Annotated in this window: 15 protein-coding genes; 8 read left to right on the forward strand and 7 right to left on the reverse strand. The window is 65.5% G+C overall.

Annotation, left to right across the window (positions count from 1 at the left end; genetic code table 11):
• Positions 1-9: 9 nt before the first annotated feature.
• The 5 genes from ASE90_RS06550 (at position 10) to ASE90_RS06570 (ending at position 3786) form a co-directional block, all read left to right on the forward strand.
• Positions 10-1068 (forward strand): glycoside hydrolase family 130 protein, encoded by a 1059-nt coding sequence (locus ASE90_RS06550; protein ID WP_055998004.1) that lies wholly within the window; start codon positions 10-12, stop codon positions 1066-1068.
• Positions 1069-1187: 119 nt separating this feature from the next.
• The gene (locus ASE90_RS06555; protein ID WP_082449623.1) at positions 1188-2180 is read left to right on the forward strand and encodes a DUF1861 family protein; all 993 of its coding nucleotides are present in this window, start codon (positions 1188-1190) and stop codon (positions 2178-2180) included.
• Positions 2177-3070: an aldo/keto reductase gene (locus ASE90_RS06560; protein WP_055998007.1), complete on the forward strand. Its 894-nt coding sequence runs from the start codon at positions 2177-2179 to the stop codon at positions 3068-3070. The genes ASE90_RS06555 and ASE90_RS06560 overlap by 4 nt, the downstream gene beginning before the upstream one ends.
• A gap of 79 nt (positions 3071-3149) precedes the next feature.
• Complete coding sequence (locus tag ASE90_RS06565; RefSeq protein WP_055998010.1) at positions 3150-3398, forward strand: AbrB/MazE/SpoVT family DNA-binding domain-containing protein; 249 nt, start codon at positions 3150-3152, stop codon at positions 3396-3398.
• Positions 3391-3786, forward strand: a complete 396-nt coding sequence (locus ASE90_RS06570; RefSeq protein ID WP_055998013.1) for a type II toxin-antitoxin system VapC family toxin — start codon at positions 3391-3393, stop codon at positions 3784-3786. The genes ASE90_RS06565 and ASE90_RS06570 overlap by 8 nt, the downstream gene beginning before the upstream one ends.
• A gap of 95 nt (positions 3787-3881) precedes the next feature.
• On the opposite strand, the gene ASE90_RS06575 is transcribed toward ASE90_RS06570, so the two are convergent.
• The 7 genes from ASE90_RS06575 to ASE90_RS06605 form a co-directional block, all read right to left on the reverse strand.
• The gene (locus ASE90_RS06575) at positions 3882-6842 is read right to left on the reverse strand and encodes a TonB-dependent receptor (RefSeq protein ID WP_055998016.1); all 2961 of its coding nucleotides are present in this window, start codon (positions 6840-6842) and stop codon (positions 3882-3884) included.
• 166 nt (positions 6843-7008) lie between these two features.
• On the reverse strand, positions 7009-7311 hold the full coding sequence (locus tag ASE90_RS06580) for a hypothetical protein (protein WP_055998019.1): 303 nt from the start codon (positions 7309-7311) through the stop codon (positions 7009-7011).
• A gap of 170 nt (positions 7312-7481) precedes the next feature.
• Positions 7482-7967, reverse strand: coding sequence for a peptide-methionine (S)-S-oxide reductase (locus ASE90_RS06585; RefSeq protein ID WP_055998022.1), 486 nt, complete (start codon positions 7965-7967; stop codon positions 7482-7484).
• A complete protein-coding gene (locus tag ASE90_RS06590) occupies positions 7964-9172 on the reverse strand; it encodes an ABC transporter permease (protein ID WP_055998025.1) in 1209 nt (402 codons plus the stop codon). Before ASE90_RS06590 ends, ASE90_RS06585 begins: the two co-directional genes overlap by 4 nt.
• Before the next feature lie 211 nt (positions 9173-9383).
• Positions 9384-10106, reverse strand: a complete 723-nt coding sequence (locus ASE90_RS06595) for an ABC transporter ATP-binding protein (RefSeq protein WP_055998028.1) — start codon at positions 10104-10106, stop codon at positions 9384-9386.
• Positions 10096-11475 (reverse strand): efflux RND transporter periplasmic adaptor subunit, encoded by a 1380-nt coding sequence (locus ASE90_RS06600; RefSeq protein WP_055998031.1) that lies wholly within the window; start codon positions 11473-11475, stop codon positions 10096-10098. The genes ASE90_RS06595 and ASE90_RS06600 overlap by 11 nt, the downstream gene beginning before the upstream one ends.
• A complete protein-coding gene (locus ASE90_RS06605; RefSeq protein ID WP_055998075.1) occupies positions 11475-12947 on the reverse strand; it encodes an efflux transporter outer membrane subunit in 1473 nt (490 codons plus the stop codon). The genes ASE90_RS06600 and ASE90_RS06605 overlap by 1 nt, the downstream gene beginning before the upstream one ends.
• Before the next feature lie 185 nt (positions 12948-13132).
• Between ASE90_RS06605 and ASE90_RS06610 the strand changes: the two genes are divergently transcribed.
• The 3 genes from ASE90_RS06610 to ASE90_RS06620 all read left to right on the forward strand — a co-directional run bounded on the left by ASE90_RS06610 (position 13133) and on the right by ASE90_RS06620 (position 16704).
• On the forward strand, positions 13133-14086 hold the full coding sequence (locus ASE90_RS06610; protein WP_162235060.1) for a GGDEF domain-containing protein: 954 nt from the start codon (positions 13133-13135) through the stop codon (positions 14084-14086).
• Between the two features lie 408 nt (positions 14087-14494).
• A complete protein-coding gene (locus tag ASE90_RS06615; protein WP_055998037.1) occupies positions 14495-14803 on the forward strand; it encodes a hypothetical protein in 309 nt (102 codons plus the stop codon).
• The gene (locus ASE90_RS06620; protein ID WP_156361479.1) at positions 14803-16704 is read left to right on the forward strand and encodes an Ig-like domain-containing protein; all 1902 of its coding nucleotides are present in this window, start codon (positions 14803-14805) and stop codon (positions 16702-16704) included. Before ASE90_RS06615 ends, ASE90_RS06620 begins: the two co-directional genes overlap by 1 nt.
• The last annotated feature ends 141 nt before the right edge of the window (positions 16705-16845 follow it).

Here is a 16845-nt window from a genome sequence, read left to right on the forward strand (position 1 = left end):
GGTTTCCGCATGTTGCAGCGTGATCCGCGCAATCCCGTCGTCACGCCCGAAATGGTCCGGCCGAGCCGCCCCGAATGGCGGGTCGACGGCAGTTTCAATGCCGGCGTCACCCGCTTCGGTGACGAGACGATCCTGCTGGTGCGGATCGCCGAGAGCGTCGTCACCGACGATCCCGACACGGTGATCGTGCCGCTGCTGGAGGAGGTGGACGGCGCATGGACCTGCACGACCCGCAGCTTCCGTCGAGACGATCCGGCCTATGACTTTGCCGACCCGCGCATGGTGCGCTCGCGCGCCGATCCGCGCGACGTGTTCCTCACTTCGCTGTCGCACCTTCGCCTTGCCCGCAGCCGCGACGGGGTAACGTTCGAGGTCGACGACGCGCCGTTCCTGTTCCCCGCCGACCGCAGCGAACGCTTCGGGTGCGAGGATGCACGGATCACGCAGATCGAGGGGCGCTGGTACATCAACTATACCGCCGTTTCCGATCTCGGCATCGCCACCGCGCTGGCCGTGACCGACGATTTCGTCTTCGTCGAGCGGATCGGCATCATCCACGCCCCCGACAATCGCGACGTGTGCCTGTTCCCGCGCAAGGTTGGCGGGCACTATTGGTGCCTGCATCGCCCGGCACCGCTGCACCTCGGCACGCCCGAAATCTGGATCGCGACGTCGCCCGACCTGCTGCACTGGGGCGATCACCGCCATCTGGCCGGACGGACCAGCGCCGTATGGGAGGCGATGAAGATCGGCGGAGGCGCGCAGATGATTGAGACCGATCGCGGGTGGCTGCAAATCTATCACGGGGTCGATGCCGATCAGCGCTACAGCCTCGGCGCGCTGCTGCTCGACCTCGACGATCCGCGGATCGTGCGGGCGCGGTTGGACCGGGCGCTGGCGATACCGGACGAAGCCTATGAACGCACCGGCTTTTTCGACAATGTGCTGTTCAGTTGCGGCGCGCTGGTCGAGGGCGATACGCTGCGTGTCTATTACGGCGCGGCCGACCGGGTGATGGCGCTGGGCACGGTGTCGCTGGCGGCCTTGTGGCAGGCGATGGGGGTTTGATTTCGCGCCCGAGCGTACTCCCGCGCAGGCGGGAGTCCAGGGCCAAGCAACGTAGCGCCCGTTCGGGGCCCTGGACCCCCGCCTGCGCGGGGGTACGGAAGAGAGACAGGACAATACCCATGCACCATGACAGCATCCCCCGCGTCAAAACCCGCCATGCCGCCTTCGCCGCCGACCCGCCGCGGGGGCGGACGGGCAAGCTGGCGTTCGCCGGGGTCGACGGGCTCGACGTCTACAACATCTCCGCGCCGTTCCGCGTCGGCGGGCGCACCGTTATCGCCGGGCGGGTCGAGGCGCGCGACAGCGAACATTCGACCGCGATCTTCTTCGAGGAGGCCGACGGCGTCTGGCACCCGATCGACGGCGCACCGCGCCTTGCGTTGCAGGACCCGTTCGTGACCTTCATCGGCGGCGAACTCGTGTTCGGCGGGGTCGAGGTCCGCTTCGGCGTGGGCGAGCCCGAATGGTGGACGGTCTTCTATCGCGGCAGCGACCTGTTCGACCTGAAACCCTTCTTCGCCGGGCCGCTGGGGATGAAGGACATCCGGCTGTGCGAACTGGCCGACGGCCGGGTCGCGGTGTTCACCCGCCCGCGCGGGGCCAAGGGCGGACGCGGCACGATCGGCTATACCGAGGTCGCCTCGCTCGACGCGCTGACCGTCGAGGCGATCGACGCCGCGTCGATGCTGGCGGGCATGTTCCATCCGCTCGACTGGGGCGGGGTCAACGAAGCGCATCTGCTGGCCAATGGCGAGATCGGGTTGATCGCGCATATCGCCTATTTCGAGGACGATACGATCTATAGCGCGCGGCATTATTATGCGGTGTCGTTCGTGTTCGATCCGGCGAGCCGCCAGTGGCGCGACCTGCGCATCCTCGCCGGGCGCGACCAGTTCGGGCCGGGCGCGGCGAAGCGGCCCGACCTTACCGATGTCGTGTTTTCGTCGGGCATCGAGCGCATCGGCGCGGTCACGCGGCTCTATGCCGGCACGTCGGATGCCGAGGCGCATTGGGTCGAGATCGCCTATCCCTTCGACGTACGGCTGGCCGGGGAGGCGACGACCATCGATGCGCCGCAGTTGATCGCCGCGCCGCAGCGGTTACAGGCATGACGATGTTCAACATCGATCCTGGTCCCCGCCCGCTCGGCAAGAGCGATATCGTCGTTTCTCCAATGGCTTGGGGCATGTGGCGCTTCACCGGCGCGGTCGGTCCGGCCCGCGCGCTGGTCGAGGCGGCGCTGGAAACCGGCATCACCCTGTTCGATACCGCCGATATCTATGGCACCGATACCGCGGCGGGCTTCGGGTCGGCTGAGGCGCTGTTCGGGCAGGTGTTGGCCGAGGCGCCCTATCTGCGTGAGCGGATGGTGATCGCGACCAAGGGTGGCATCCGCCCCGGCATTCCCTATCGTTCCGACCGCGCCTATCTGACGGAATCCGTCGACGCATCGCTGTCACGCATGGGGATCGACCGGATCGACCTGTACCAGATCCATCGCCGCGATTTCCTGACCCATCCGCAGGAGGTGGCGAAGAGCCTGACCGCGATGGTCGATGCCGGCAAGGTGCGCGGGATCGGCGTGTCGAACCATAGCCCGGCCGAGGTCGATGCGTTGCAGGCGTTTCTCGACCTGCCGATCCTGTCGACCCAGCCCGAATTCTCCCCGCTGCACAGCGCGCCGCTGTTCGACGGGACGCTCGATCAGGCGATGGCGAAGGATATGGCGGTGCTGGCATGGTCGCCGCTCGGCGGCGGACGGTTGAGCGACGGCGCGCATCCGGTGGGCGCGCTGCTCACCGAACAGGGCGCGCGCTTCGGGGTCGATGCCGCGACGGCCGCGCTGTCGTGGGCGATGGTCCATCCGGCGCGGATCATCCCGATCATCGGATCGCAAAACCCCGATCGCATCCGCGCGGCGGCGGGGGCGCTGACGGTCGAGTGGACCCCGGCTGAATGGTATGCGGTGTTGCAGGCCGGGATGGGGACACCGCTGCCCTGACGACCCACCCGCCGGTTGTAGCGGAACCCGCGCGTCTGTATATTGCTGGTGGGTCTGTACATAGTGAGGCGGCAAGTCGATGAATGCGCATAACGGTCGGTTGGTGAGCGGGGGGCGGTTGCAGCTGCCGTCCGACGTTCGTCGTGAGCTGGGACTGGCCGATGGCGATCAGGTCGTGATGCGGGTGGTCGACGGCGAACTGCATATCCGGCCGCGTCGTGACGTGCTCAAACGGATTCAGGCGATCCTGCAGCCCTATGCCACGCCGAACGGATCGGTCGTCGACGAACTGATCGCCGACCGGCGCGCCGAAGCCGAGCGTGGCTGACACGGTCTATGTCCTCGACGCATCGGCGGTGCTGGCGGCGTTCTTCGACGAACCCGGTGCCGATGTCGTTGCCGACCATATGAGCGGTGCGCTGATGAGTGCGGTGAACCTGTCCGAAGTCGTCGCCAAGCTGATCGACCGGGGCGCGTCGCCCGATCAGATCGCGGAGATCATGGCGCAACTGGATATCGACATCGTTCCACAGGATCGATCGCAGGCGATGGCCGCGGGGCTGCTGCGCCGGGAAACGCGGTCGTCGGGCCTGTCGCTCGGCGATCGCAGCTGTCTGGCGCTGGCGATCGATCGCAAGGCGGTCGCGCTGACCGGGGATCGGGCGTGGCTGTCGCTCGCCGAACCGCTGAAGGTCGAGGTCGTGGCGATCCGGTAAGGGGCGGACGCAGAAAAATGCCCCCGCCGGGGATGGGCGGGGGCAGGGGGGGGAACTTTGAATTTCTCCCCTCCCTGACAAGGGAGGGGAGCGGCTCAGAACCGAACGTTGACGCCCGCGGTCACCGTCCGCCCGATGCGGGTCTCGAACAGCGTGTCCTGCCGGACGCTGTCGGTGTAGAGGACGTTGCGTTCGTCGGTCAGGTTGGTCGCTTCGACGATCAGCTTGATCTGGTCGGTGATGCCATAGGACGCCGACGCATCGACATAGAGGGTCGGCTTGTTGCCCTGAAGATCGCTGCCGGGCGAGGCTGGAATGCCGCGAATGAAGCGGTCGCGGTAATTCGCCGTCGAACGGATGCTGAACTTGTCGTCCTCGTAATAAAGCGTGCCCGACGCGGTGTTCTTCGACAGGCCGACCAGATCGTTGGTGGTGGTGACGGTCGGCACCCCGCCGACGCTGGCGAGGACATATTCGATCTCCGACGTCACCCGCGTATAGTTGCCGAGCACGCCGAAATTGCCGAGGAAGCCAGGCAGGAAGTCGAGGCGGAATTGCGCGTTGACCTCGAAGCCCTTGAGCGGACCGCCCGGCGTGTTGAACGGCTGCGACACGGTGAACAGTTCGTCGGGCGACGTCTGGCTGTTTTCGAGCAGCGCATTGGGCAGACCCAGCTGGTTGAACGGGATCTGGCTGTTCACATTCTGGATGTAGCTTTTGATATCCTTGTAGAAATAGGCGACCGACAACAGCGAGCCGGGCTTGAAATACCATTCGACCGCGGCGTCGAAGGTGTTGGCGCGGATCGGTTCGAGGAACGGGTTGTTGACGTTGCCGACCCGCGTCACCGGGTTCACCCCGCTGGTCGGCGTCAGGATGCCGAGCTCGGGTCGGGTCATCACCTTCGCCCCCGATATGCGGATCAGCAGGTCGCGCACCGGTTCGACGACGATGTTGGCCGATGGCAGCCAGTCGTCATAGCCGCGCCGCGCCTGCGCATACTGGCCGATCAGGTTGGTGGGTGACGTCTGTCCGGCGGGCGGTGCGACGGCGATATAGCCCGAGGTGGACAGGTCGGTCTTGACATAGCGCACGCCGACATCGCCGCGCAGCCCCAGCCCGACCATGTCGGTCAGGTCGAAATTGCCCATCAGATAGGCGCCCTTGACCTCTTCCTTCACCCGGCTGCGTCCCGCGCCGCATTCGACGCCGCAATAGCGGACCTGGTCGTAGCCGAAGGTCGATGCCCATTTGTCCGGATCGATCGCCGCCCATGCATTGGGCGCGCCCGATCCGAACAGGTCGCCCACACCCTCGATCCGGCGGGTGATGCTGGCGAGCGAGGTGCCGGCGGGGAGCGCCCGGACGACGGTGTCGGCGTTATAGGGGCGCAGGAAGGACGAGACGAAATCGCTTTCGCGATACTGGCCGCCGGCCTTGACCGTGAAGCCCTCCGCCACGGTCCAGCCCAGATTGACCTCGCCGGTCATGTTATCGGTGGTGTTCTTGGACGGCTTGCCCTGAAAACTGAAGCCGCCAAGGACAGTGCCGTCGGACAGGCCGGGGGCGTAGTTGAAGTTCGCGGGGTCGGCGACGTCGAAGCCGAAGCCGATCGTCGGCGTGCTGCCCTTGCCCCGGAAATCGATCGAGAAATTGTCGCTGTCGATGACGTCCATGAACGTCTGCAACCGCTTGCGCCCGTCCCAGACCGACTGGTTGCGCCCGACCAGCATGGTCAGTTCCAGCGCGTCGTTGAAACGGTGCTTGAGGTTGAAATTGGCCTGTTTGAAGGTCGAGACGAAGTGGTCGACCAGCCCTTCGGAACGGACGTCGACACCGTCGAACAGGCCGTAGAGCAGCGATCCCTTGTCGCTGAACTGCGCGTCGCGCACCGACACCATCGGTTGCCCGTTATTGCCGATCGCGCGGCCGAACGAGATGCCGGCGATGTAATTGTCGCGACGGGTGACGTCGAAGCGCGAATAGAGCAGATCGACCGAGATGTCGGTATTCTCGTCGGGCTTGAACTGGACCGTGAAGGTACCGCCGATCCGTTCCTGATCCTGTTCGGAATTGAGATAGCGTGGCAGGCGCGGGAAGAACGCGCCGCTGCCCGGCGTGTTGGGCAGGTCGGCACGGCGCAGGCCGAGAATGGTGTTGTAGGCCGCGACCGATCCGGTGCGCGGGTTGCCGGTCGAACAGTCGCCGATCGTCGAGCCCTTGGTACCGAAGGCCGGGTAGAGCGGATTGACGCCGAGCGGCGAGCAGAACAGGCCGTTGGTATTGGCCGACAGGATATCGACCGCCGAATAGCCGACCTCGCGCAGATGCCGCTTTTGATAGGCAACCGAGGCGAGCACGCCGAACGTGCCGTCGGCGAACTTCTTCGACACCAGCATCGATGCGCGAGGGTCGACCTGCTTCGACAATTCGTTCCAGATGCCGCGTGCGGTCGCGGTCAGGACGAAATCCTCCCGCGAATCGAGCGGCTTGGGTGCGGACAGGTCTACGGTCGCGCCCAGCGACCCTTCCTCGACATCGGCCGACGGCGTCTTGCGTACCGACAGGGCCGAAAAGATCTCGGTCGGAAAGACGTTGAAGTCGAAGCTGCGGCCGTTGTTGCCCGCACCATAGATGTCGGACGAGCCGGTCTGGGCCGTGCCTTCCATGCCGTTGATGCGGACGCGGGTGAATCCGGCACCGAGACCACGGACCGAGATGTTGCGCCCTTCGCCGCCGTCCCCGCGGGCCAGCGCCACGCCGGGCACGCGCTGCATCGATTCGGCAAGATTCGCGTCGGGGAATTTGCCGATGTCTTCGGCGACGATGCTGTCGACCGCGGCGGTCTCGCGCCGTTTCTGGCCCAGTGCGCTATTGAGCGAGGCGCGGAAGCCGGTGACGATGATCTCGCCTTCGTCAACTTGTTGCGGGGTGGCGGTGTCGCCGCCGGTGTCGGCGGGGACGTCCTGCGCGAAGGCGGGGGCGGTGAGGCCCAGGGCGAATGCCGATGCGGCGAACGATACGCCACGGTACGAAGCTGCGCGAAATACGGCCATGTGTCCCTCTCCCCGGCTGCTCCTCTTTGTGAGCATCCCATATTATGATACGGTGGATCACATAGTATAGATCGATACGCAGCATGTCATTTGTATTTTATGTTACGACGCAGAAACGGCGGCCCCCCTGTCGAGGGACCGCCGTTCGGGACGTAGCGGGTACCGATCAGTTGCCGGCGAGCGCAGCGTCGAGATCGATGCCGGCAGTCTGCCAGTCGGCGCGGGTCTTGCAGATGCGTGGCGCAATGCGCGAGCCGGCGCGTTCGGTGCGGAAGCAATAGCGGGCGTTCGCCGCTGCCTTATAATTCACGGCGGCCGGACCGGCGGCGAGCGTCACGGTCAGCGGCAGCGCCGACATGGTCGCGGCGACGGGGCTGGGTGCCGGTGCGGCATTGGGTTCGGCGGCAAAGGCCGAGGTGGTGGCAACCAGGCCGAGGACGATCGAAGCGGCGAAGCGAATGGCGGTCATGGTGTAGTCTCCCTGTGCAATCCGGTGTGTTCCGGTGTTGCCAGTTACATTGCAGCGACCGTGCCAGTTCTAAAGAATGGCGGAAATGCGCGGTTTTTGCCGAAGGGCGACATGCTGTTCGTGTGATTTGCTACCAAAGAGCGGCGTAATCCGCCATGCTTTGGGAAAGCCTATCGGGGCCGAACGATCTCGGCGAATTGCGCGCGCAAGAAATCGAGTTTCGGGTCGATATAGCGTCGGCAGAACGGCCGGTTTGGGTCGGTCAGGTAATAATCCCGATGCCGTTCCTCCGATGACGTGAAGTCGCGAAACGGCAGGATCAGCGTCCGCGCCGCCTCACCCCGTTCGGCCGCGACACGGGCGATGACCGCCGTCGCGATGTCGCGCTGACCGGGTTCGCCAACATATACTGCGCTGCGATAGCGTCCGTTCGGCGAATAGGTGCCGCCGCCCGAATGGGTGCGCAAATGCACCTCGATCAGCGTGTCGAGCGGCAGGACGGCGGGATCGAAGGCCGCGATCACCCCCTCCGACCACGCGTTCGACGGCGGATCGGATCGCAGGAACCCCTGATCGACCTGCGTGACGCCGCGCAACGCCTGCACGACGCCTTCGGTACACCAGTGGCAGCCACCGCCGAGGCCGATCCGCATCATTCGTGGCGGAGCGCGTCGATCGGGTTGAGCGAGGCGGCGCGCCGCGCCGGGAAATAGCCGAACACGACCCCGATCAGCGCCGAAACCCCGAACGCCAGCGCATTGACCCGCGGCACGAACAGGAAGGGCAGGTCGCTGGCAAGCGACAGGCCGGCAACCGCGGCCTGCGCGATCAGCAGGCCGATCAGCCCGCCGAGGCAGGACAGCGCCACCGCCTCGACCAGAAATTGCAGCAGCACTTCGGACGCGACCGCACCGATGGCGAGGCGGATGCCGATCTCGCGCGTGCGTTCGGTCACCGACACCAGCATGATGTTCATGATGCCGATCCCGCCGACCAGCAGGCTGATCGCCGCTACCGCCGACACGATCGTCGTCAGCAGCGTCGTGGTGCTGGTGATGGTAGCGGAGATTTGCGCGGTGTCGAAGATGTTGAAGTCATCTTCCTTGCCGCCTGAAATGTTGCGGCGTTCGCGCAGCAGCTGGGTCAGCGATTGCTGGACCTGTCCGCCGTCATAGGCCGGGTTCACGCCGACCAGCATGAGGCGGATGTCGCGCGTGCCGGTGAAGCGGCGCTGCACCGTCTTGATCGGCATGATGACGACATCGTCCTGATCGCCGCCGAACCCGGCCTGTCCGCGCGTGCTGAGCGTGCCGATCACGTCGCAACTGACGTTGCCGATGCGGAAGCGCGATCCGACCGCCTCGCCGCCGCCGAACAGATTGGTGCGCACGGTATTGCCGATGATGCACACCGCCTTGCCCGCCGCCTCCTCGGCCGGGGTGAAGATGCGGCCCGACACCAGCGGCCATGGCTGGACGGTGAAATAGGCGTTGGTGGTGCCGTTGATCGTCGTCGACCAGTTGGCGCCATTATAGATGGCGGTGGCGGCCGATTGCGCCTGCGGGGCGACGGCGGTGACGCCGGCGATCTGGTCGCGGATCGCCTCGACATCGGCTTCGTCGAAATCGGGCGGACGCGGACCGCCACCGCCACGCCCGAAGCCTTGCCCCGGGCGGACCTGCAGGATGTTGCTGCCGAGGCTGGCGATGTTCGACTGCACCGCGCTGGTCGTCGCCTGTCCCAGCGTCGAGATGGTGACGACGGCGGCGACGCCGATGATGATGCCGAGCGTCGTCAGGAACGAGCGCAGCTTGTGGCGCAGGATTGAGCGGATAGCGAGGAGGAAGGTGGTGCCTAGCATGTGCGCATCTCCCGCCCCGGTAAACTACCGTTTGGTTCGAGCCGCTTCGAGCGTAGTCGAGAAGCGTTCGTCGAGAACGTCTTGCACCAAACGAAACCTACAAAGGTCACTCCAGCGGAACCCCGTTCTCGATACGCGCTCTCGACAAGCTCGATCGCTACTCGAACCGAACGGATTGGAAAAATGGGTAGGGGGGTGGGGGCAGCGACGGTCATGAATTCACCTCCTCCCCCTGCGCATGGTGCGCCTCGATCCGCTCGACCAGACCGTCCTTGAAATGCACGACCGTCCGCGCGAACGCGGCCATGTCGGGTTCGTGGGTCACCATCAGCACGGTGATCCCACTGGTGCGGTTTAGGTCGGTCAGCAGGTGCATGATCTCGACCGATCGTTCGGAATCGAGATTGCCGGTCGGTTCGTCGGCCAGCAGCACGTCGGGATTGGTGACGATGGCGCGGGCGATCGCGACGCGTTGCTGCTGCCCGCCCGACAATTCGGCGGGGGTGTGGTCCCACCACCGGTCGAGCCCGACCTTTTCGAGCGCCGCCATCGAGGCCCGCCGTCGCTCAGCCTTGGCATCGCCGCGATAGAGCAGCGGCAGCTCGACATTTTCGAGCGCGGTGGTGCGGCTCAGCAGATTGAACCCCTGAAACACGAAACCGAGATAGTTGCGTCGCAGCAGGGCGCGCTGGTCGCGGTTCAGCCGTTCGACGTGATGGCCGCGGAACAGGAAGGTGCCGTCGGTCGGCACGTCGAGACAGCCCAGAATGTTCATCGTCGTCGACTTGCCCGATCCCGACGGCCCCATCACCGCGACGAAATCGCCGGCGGTGATGTCGAGGTCGACGCCTTTCAACGCCTGAAACTGCGTCGCGCCCGTGCCATAGCTTTTGGTGACGCCGCGTAAGGAGATGAGGGGGGCGTCAGCTGCCACGCGGACCCCCGCCGCCCTTCGACGCGCCGCCCTTGCTGCTGCTCTTGCCGCTAGGGTCGGCCAGTTGCGCGGTGATGATCTTCATGCCGGCCCGCAAGCCCCCGCCGGTGACTTCGGTCATCGCGCCGTTGCTGTTGCCCGTGGTGATCTGCACCGGCTGCGGCTTGCCGTCGTCGCCGAGGATATAGACGGTCTGTTGCGAACCGCGGCCGATCGTCGCCGCCTTGCCCTGTCCACCGCCGCCGCGCCGCCGGGGCGGGCCGAATGCGCTGGCGAGGCCGCCGCCCGCTGCCGCATCGCCGTCCTGTGGGCGGAACCGCAGCGCCGCATCGGGGATCAGCAGCGCGCGCGGCCGCTCCAGCGTCACGATCTCGGCCGTCGCGGTCATGCCGGGGCGCAGTTTCAGGTCGGGATTGGCGACCGACAGCGTCGCGGCATAGGACACGACCTGTCCGGTGGTGCTCGCGGTGCTGGTCGTGGTGCTGCTCGACGACTGCGACGACAGGTTGGAGCCGAGATCGACGCGGGTGATTTTGGCCGGGAAAGTTTCCCCGGGGAAAGCATCGACGGTGAAATCGGCGCGCTGGCCATCCTTGACCTGCCCCACATCCGCCTCGTCGATCGCGACCTCCAGCTTCATCCGGCTCAGATCTTCGGCGATGACGAACAGGGTCGGGGTGTTGAACGAGGCGGCGACGGTCTGGCCGGGTTCGACCTGTCGCGCCAGCACCACGCCGTTGACCGGCGAGCGGATGATCGCGCGGTAGCGCTGGGTCTGGCTGGAGTTGAGCTGCGCGCGCGAAGCGACGACGTTCGCCTGCGCTTGTCGTACGCCGGCCTCGGCGCGCTGTACCGCCGCCTGCTGCGTCTGGAGTTCGGTGGCCGACGGCACGCGCCCGCCCGACAGACGGCGGACTTCTTCGAGCCGCTGCAACTGGGCGCGGGCTTCGGACAGCGTCGCCTGCGCGGTGGCGACCTGTGCCTGATTGGCGTTGACCTGTGCCTGCCCCTGCCGGATCGCATCGTCGAGCTGTTCGGGGTCGATCAGCGCCAGCGGCTGCCCGGCGCGGACCCGGTCGTTGACGTCGGCGACGACCTGCGTGACGAGGCCCGACAGCTGCGATCCGACCTCGACCTGATTGGTCGGGGCAAGCTTGCCGGTCGCGGAGACGGTGACGGTCAGCGGCGCCTGATCGATCACCGTCGTCGCATAGCGCGGTGCGTCGTCGCCCTTCACGCAACTGCGCACGGCAAGGCCGAGCAGGACCACGCCCAGCGCGATCAACGCCCATTTCAGCCATTTGCGCCAGCGCGGTTGCGCCTTCACGCGCAGGAACTGATCGAGATCGGGGTCGGTCGGATCGGCCATCAGCGGTCCTTAGTGTAGGTGGCGCGGTCAGGGACGGGATCGGGGATGGCGGCGTCGCTCCATCCGCCGCCCATCGCGGTCATCAATTGTACCAGCGCGGTCGCGCGGTCGGCGCGCGCCTGCACCAGTCCGTTCTGCGCCGACAGCAGCGACGATTCCGCCTGGTTGAGCGTCGTGAAGTCGGTTAGCCCCGAGCGATATTGCAGCCGCGACAGCAGCGCGAAGTTGCGCGCGGCATCGGCGGCGACCGTGAACTCGCGCTCGCGCGCGGTTGCGCTGTCGACCGAGACGATGGCGTTCTCGACATCTTCCAGCGCGGTCAGCACCGTCTGTTTATACGCGGCGAAGGCGGCGTCGGCGGCGGCGCGCTGGCCGCGCACCTGCGCGCGCAATCGCCCGCCGTCGAAGATGGTCTGCGCGATCGAGGCGAACAGCCGGCCGTTGATGATATCGGTCAGCGCGGTGAACGAGGTCGCGTTGGTATCGACCGTGCCGCCGAGGCTGAGCGCCGGATAGAGTTGCGCGGTCGCGACCCCGATCTGCGCGACGGCGGCGGCCAGATTGCGCTCGGCGGCCAGCACGTCGGGGCGCAGCCGCAGCGTGTCGGCGGGGATGCCGGTACCGATCCGCGGGTCGGCGCTGGGGATCGCGGCGGTCTGCGCCATCTCGGCCCTGAGTGCGCCGGGGGCCTGGCCGGTCAGCACGCCGAGGCGCGCGACGGCGGCGGCATAGCTCGCCTCGATCTGCGGCAATTGCGCGGCGGTCTGGGCACGGGCGGTGCGCGCCTGTTCGACGTCGAGCGAGGAGACGAGGCCGGCCTGCACCCGGAAGCCGGCGATCTCCAGATTGTCGTCCTGCAGCGCGATCGATGCGCGGGCATTGGCCAGTTGCGCCTGCGCGAGTCGCGCGGTCAGATAGTTGCGCGCAATCTCCGACTGGACCGACAGCAGTACCGTCGCATAGTCGTAGCGGGTCGCGTCGAGCTGCGCGCGGCTCGACGCGATGCCGCTGCGGACGCCGCCGAAGATGTCGGCGGTATAGCGGGCGTCGGCTCCGACCGAGAAACTGTCCGACGCGCCGATATTGCGCTGGACGATGGTGCCGTCGGGCAGGGTGGTGGTGCCGCCGCCGCCGCGCAGCACTTCGAGTCGCGAATAGCTGCCCGAGGCGGACAGTTGTGGGAACAGCGACGCGCGGCTATGCACCAGTTGCTCGCGCGCCTGTCGCAATCGAGCGACCGCCTGTGCCACGTCGAGATTGTCGGCGGCGGCGCGGTCGACCAGTTGAACCAGCAACGGATCGCCGAACCGTGCCCACCAGCGGGTCAGGTCCTCGCGCGGCGCCGGCGTCGCTGCCACCGAAAAGGCGGGCGGTACGCCCAGTGCGGCGTCAACCGGCGCGCGGTACACGGGGCCGGTGGTACAGGCACTCGCCAGTAACGCGAGGCCAGGCAGGGCGGTGCGGCGCAACATCGATAAACGATATGTGGAAATGAAGCGGTCGTCCAGCACGAAACTGTCGCAGTTTGTCGCCGGCGACCGCGTCGGATATTGATCCGAAATGGAGCCGGTGATCCGCAGGCGGTGCACCATGGTAGCCCGCCGTTAACGCCACTGCGATATGGTTCATCTGAACCGGATCAGAGTGGCGAATGGGCATGGCAGACAGTATCGGCGCACGGGCGCTGCGGTTTCTTGATGCGCAAAGGCTGGATCATAGTCCGGAACATTATGCGTTCGCCTATCGATATCTGACGGGCGTCGATCGGGAATTTTCGGATGCGGTCGATCGCGAGATCGAGGGCGGGGTGCGGCTGCGCGAGGAGGCGGTCCGTTCGCTGATGCCCGAAACCGCGTCGCCGTTCAGCGACGGTACGTTCGACCGGCTGACGATCCAGCTGCTCGAATTGCTGACCAAGGTGTCGGCCGCGACCGGCGGGCTGAACCAGGACCTGACCCGTACCGCTGCCGAACTGGTGTCGGCCGAACCGCAACAGATCCACCGGCTGGTCGTGTTCATGATCGACCGCACCGCCGAGGCGGAAAGCTCGCTGTCGGCGGCACTGCAACAGGCGCAGGTGCTGCGCGACACGCTGAACGGCGTGCGAGAGGGGATGGGACGCGATCCGCTGACCGGGTTGCCGGGCTGGGAAGCGATGGTGGAGCGGCTCGACGCGTGTCTCAACACGATCGGTCATTGTTCGGTGGCGGTGGTCGATATCGACCAGCTGGACGAATTCGTCGCGACGCATGGACCGGCGATGGGCGACCGGGTGCTGAAGGCGGCGGCGATGACGCTGAAGGACGCGTGCGCGCCGTACCAGGTCGGGCGGTGGGGCGACACGTCGTTCCTGACCGTCATCGACGAACCCGATCTGGCGACCGGGATCGCCCGGCTGGAGAGCGCCTGCGCCGAAATGGCGTCGCGCCACCTGCGGGTACGCGAAACCGACGAGCCTTTGGGGCAGGTCACGCTGTCGGCCGGCGTCGCGACCAGTCGCGGGCGGTTGTCGCGCGACCTGACCAAGGCGGCGGTCCGCCTGTCGCGCAAGGCCCGCAAACAGGGTGGCAACCGCGTATTGGCCGAGGCGCGGCTGATCGAGATCGGCTGACACGGTTCGAAACGGGCGTGTTGCGCCCGCGAAGCGCAGGCCGGATAGTGGCAAAGGTGTCACGCGGGGCAGGTCGACCGATGACCTCCAAATAAAGCATAGTAACGGGCGTGTCCGTTACTTGAGACGCGCCGAAATTCAGTCCTTGCATCGGAGACGCCCGGATCAGGGCGACGATACGACTTTGCGCCTTGTCCCGTTCACCGTTCCGGCAGCGCCGGTGCCCCCCGAGCGGTCCTGGTGCGCCGCAGCGGAGATCGTCGTAACTATCCGATCTATTGAGATAATATAACGTGTTGCGAATCATGGTAAACGCGCGGTCGTTATGTCCGACAATGCTTGCCGGCAAACCGGCAAGACGCTGCCGGTCGCACGTTTCGACGTACGACGAAACGGTGGAATCCGTCGATGAATAACATCGCTCGATTTTGGTTCCGACAACTGTTCCAATTTGGCGCGATTCTTGAACGTCTCATCGCCAGACTGTCGACGGTGAAGGGAGCATCGCTTAGCCGCCAGAATAACGGCAACGGGCAACGGGGTCGTGCCGATCTCGTGACGAATAACGGGGCCGGCGGTGCGAACGTGTATCGTTGTAACAAGTATTTCCAAAAGTCGGATTATGGATCGGCGGAAAGCGGCCGGGTTGTCTTCGGGCAATGTGCGGCCGCGTGTTTGGCAACAATCTGGATCGAGCATCTCGAGCGGGGATATTGATGACTATTTCTAGCGCGGTTTCTAATGGTGAAGTGTTCTTGCAGGGGACCTATCTGGGGATAGGGATCAATCAATGGGGCGGCCTTGGCACGACCAAGAATGCTCCAAAGGGGTTTGCCACGGATTCCGATAGCGGTTTTCTGCGGAGCGGCCTGTTCGCCGACCTCGACGGGTTCGGCAAGGGCAAGGAAACGACCCTCGACGACGCGCTGCTGCAGGGTCGCTCGATCGAGGGGTTCAACATCGGCTACAACCTGGGTTCGACCAAGGTCGTGCAAAGCAACCAGCTGCTGACCGGCTATTACCAGATCAAGGGTTCGCTCAGCGAGGCGTCGGCCAAGGGCAACGGCGTCGCGAACTGGGCCGGTGAGACCAAGGACAATCTGGGCGTCGCGCAGACGATCACCCTGGCCGACGATGCGAAGTATATTCGTATCGACGTGATCCTGACCAACAATTCGTCGGCGACGATGAGCGACGTCCGGTACATGCGGACCGCCGATCCCGATCAGTCGGGCAAGTATGCCACGACCAACAAGATCGAACAGCAGGACAGCAAGGGCGCGCTGGTGACGGCGCTGCTGCAGAAGGACACGCCGTTCTTCCTGTATTCGCAGGACTCGCGCGCCGATGCGTCGTTCTACGGCTTCGTCAATCTCGATCCCTATGCCTCGACCGCGACGTCGCAGGAGCAAGGGTATACCAGGACCGTCGATCAGACGCTGAACCTGACCTTCAGCCTCGGCACGCTGCGGGCGGGCCAGTCGACCAAGATCACCATGTATATGGGCGTCACCGACAATCTGTCGGCGACGATCTCGGAAATCAATTCCGGTACGGTCGTCACCCCGCCCCCGCCGCCGCCCCCGCCCCCGCCGCCGGCAGAAAATCTTGCCCCGATCGCGGTCGCCGACGCCTTTTCGGGCAAGGAAGATGGTCGCCTGTCGGGCAATGTCCTGTCGAACGACCGCGATCCGGAGGGCAAGTCGCTGAGCGCGAGCCTGGTCGACGGTCCCAATAACGGCACCATCCAGTTTTCGGCCGATGGGAGCTTCATCTATGTCCCGAAGGCCGGGTGGAGCGGCAGCGACAGCTTCGTCTATGCGGCGTCGGACGGCGTCAACAAGACGAGCGCGGTGGTCAAGCTGACCGTCGACGCGGCACCGGTCATCATCGATCCGGTCGTCGACCCGGTGCTCGACCTGCTGCAGAACTACAACATCATCAACGGCAGCGGTACCGCGAACGAAGTACTGAGCGGTACGGCCGGTTCGGACGCCTTCTACTTCGGAACGGCCGCATCGTCGGGCAACGACCGCATCGTCAATTTCGGTTCGGACGATCTGCTGGTGATCGACAAGAAACTGTATGATTACAACAACGACAATTATATCGGCCTGACCAACAATCGCGTCATCCTCGACGCCAGCGGAGACTCGGTGCAGATCGCGGGCGTATCGGCGCTCCGTCTGCTGGGCAGCGATGGCGAAGGCAACTTCATCTACCGCGACGACAGCATCCGTCCGCGCGGTGCGAGGGAAGGCACGTTCGGCGACAACGTCTTCTCGGGCGACGCCAATGACACTGCGAAGAACGTTTTCTTCTTCGACACCCGCCTTGGCGTCGACCTTGGCGACGACACGATCAACCGCTTCGGCAAGGATGACATGATCGTCACCACGACCAAGCTGTTCGACGGCAACAACGACGGCATCATCAAGGGCAGCAAGGGCAATATCTCGCTGCCGGACGGTACCGGAACGCTCACGCTGACCGACATCGACGGCAATGCGCTGACTACCGTCGAGTTCGACGGATCGGTCACCGATGGCGGCGTGACCTACTATGTCTACTCGCTCGTCGGATCGAGCGCCGGCATCGGCGGCCTTACTCTGATCTAAACCGCAGCCCTGCTGCCGAAACGGACGTCGATGCGCTGGGGACAGCGGGTCGGCGTCCGTTTTCGTCTGACCGGCGACGGAAACGCGCTGGCCCGTGTCGCATCCGTTCCGCTATGCGTGTGAGAAATGGTCGGGAGGGAT

Source organism: Sphingomonas sp. Leaf67 (assembly GCF_001421965.1).
GTDB lineage: Bacteria > Pseudomonadota > Alphaproteobacteria > Sphingomonadales > Sphingomonadaceae > Sphingomonas.

Bases quoted from the DNA above. Each gene is read 5' to 3' on its own strand.
- ASE90_RS06550 (WP_055998004.1), top strand. From the start codon at position 10: ATGTTGCAGCGTGATCCGCGCAATCCCGTCGTCACGCCCGAAATGGTC.
- ASE90_RS06585 (WP_055998022.1), bottom strand. From the start codon at position 7,967: ATGATGCGGATCGGCCTCGGCGGTGGCTGCCACTGGTGTACCGAAGGC.
- ASE90_RS06620 (WP_156361479.1), top strand. From the start codon at position 14,803: ATGACTATTTCTAGCGCGGTTTCTAATGGTGAAGTGTTCTTGCAGGGG.
- ASE90_RS06560 (WP_055998007.1), top strand. From the start codon at position 2,177: ATGACGATGTTCAACATCGATCCTGGTCCCCGCCCGCTCGGCAAGAGC.
- ASE90_RS06590 (WP_055998025.1), bottom strand. From the start codon at position 9,172: ATGCTAGGCACCACCTTCCTCCTCGCTATCCGCTCAATCCTGCGCCAC.
- ASE90_RS06565 (WP_055998010.1), top strand. From the start codon at position 3,150: ATGAATGCGCATAACGGTCGGTTGGTGAGCGGGGGGCGGTTGCAGCTG.
- ASE90_RS06615 (WP_055998037.1), top strand. From the start codon at position 14,495: ATGAATAACATCGCTCGATTTTGGTTCCGACAACTGTTCCAATTTGGC.
- ASE90_RS06575 (WP_055998016.1), bottom strand. From the start codon at position 6,842: ATGGCCGTATTTCGCGCAGCTTCGTACCGTGGCGTATCGTTCGCCGCA.
- ASE90_RS06610 (WP_162235060.1), top strand. From the start codon at position 13,133: ATGGCAGACAGTATCGGCGCACGGGCGCTGCGGTTTCTTGATGCGCAA.
- ASE90_RS06605 (WP_055998075.1), bottom strand. From the start codon at position 12,947: ATGTTGCGCCGCACCGCCCTGCCTGGCCTCGCGTTACTGGCGAGTGCC.
- ASE90_RS06580 (WP_055998019.1), bottom strand. From the start codon at position 7,311: ATGACCGCCATTCGCTTCGCCGCTTCGATCGTCCTCGGCCTGGTTGCC.
- ASE90_RS06600 (WP_055998031.1), bottom strand. From the start codon at position 11,475: ATGGCCGATCCGACCGACCCCGATCTCGATCAGTTCCTGCGCGTGAAG.
- ASE90_RS06555 (WP_082449623.1), top strand. From the start codon at position 1,188: ATGCACCATGACAGCATCCCCCGCGTCAAAACCCGCCATGCCGCCTTC.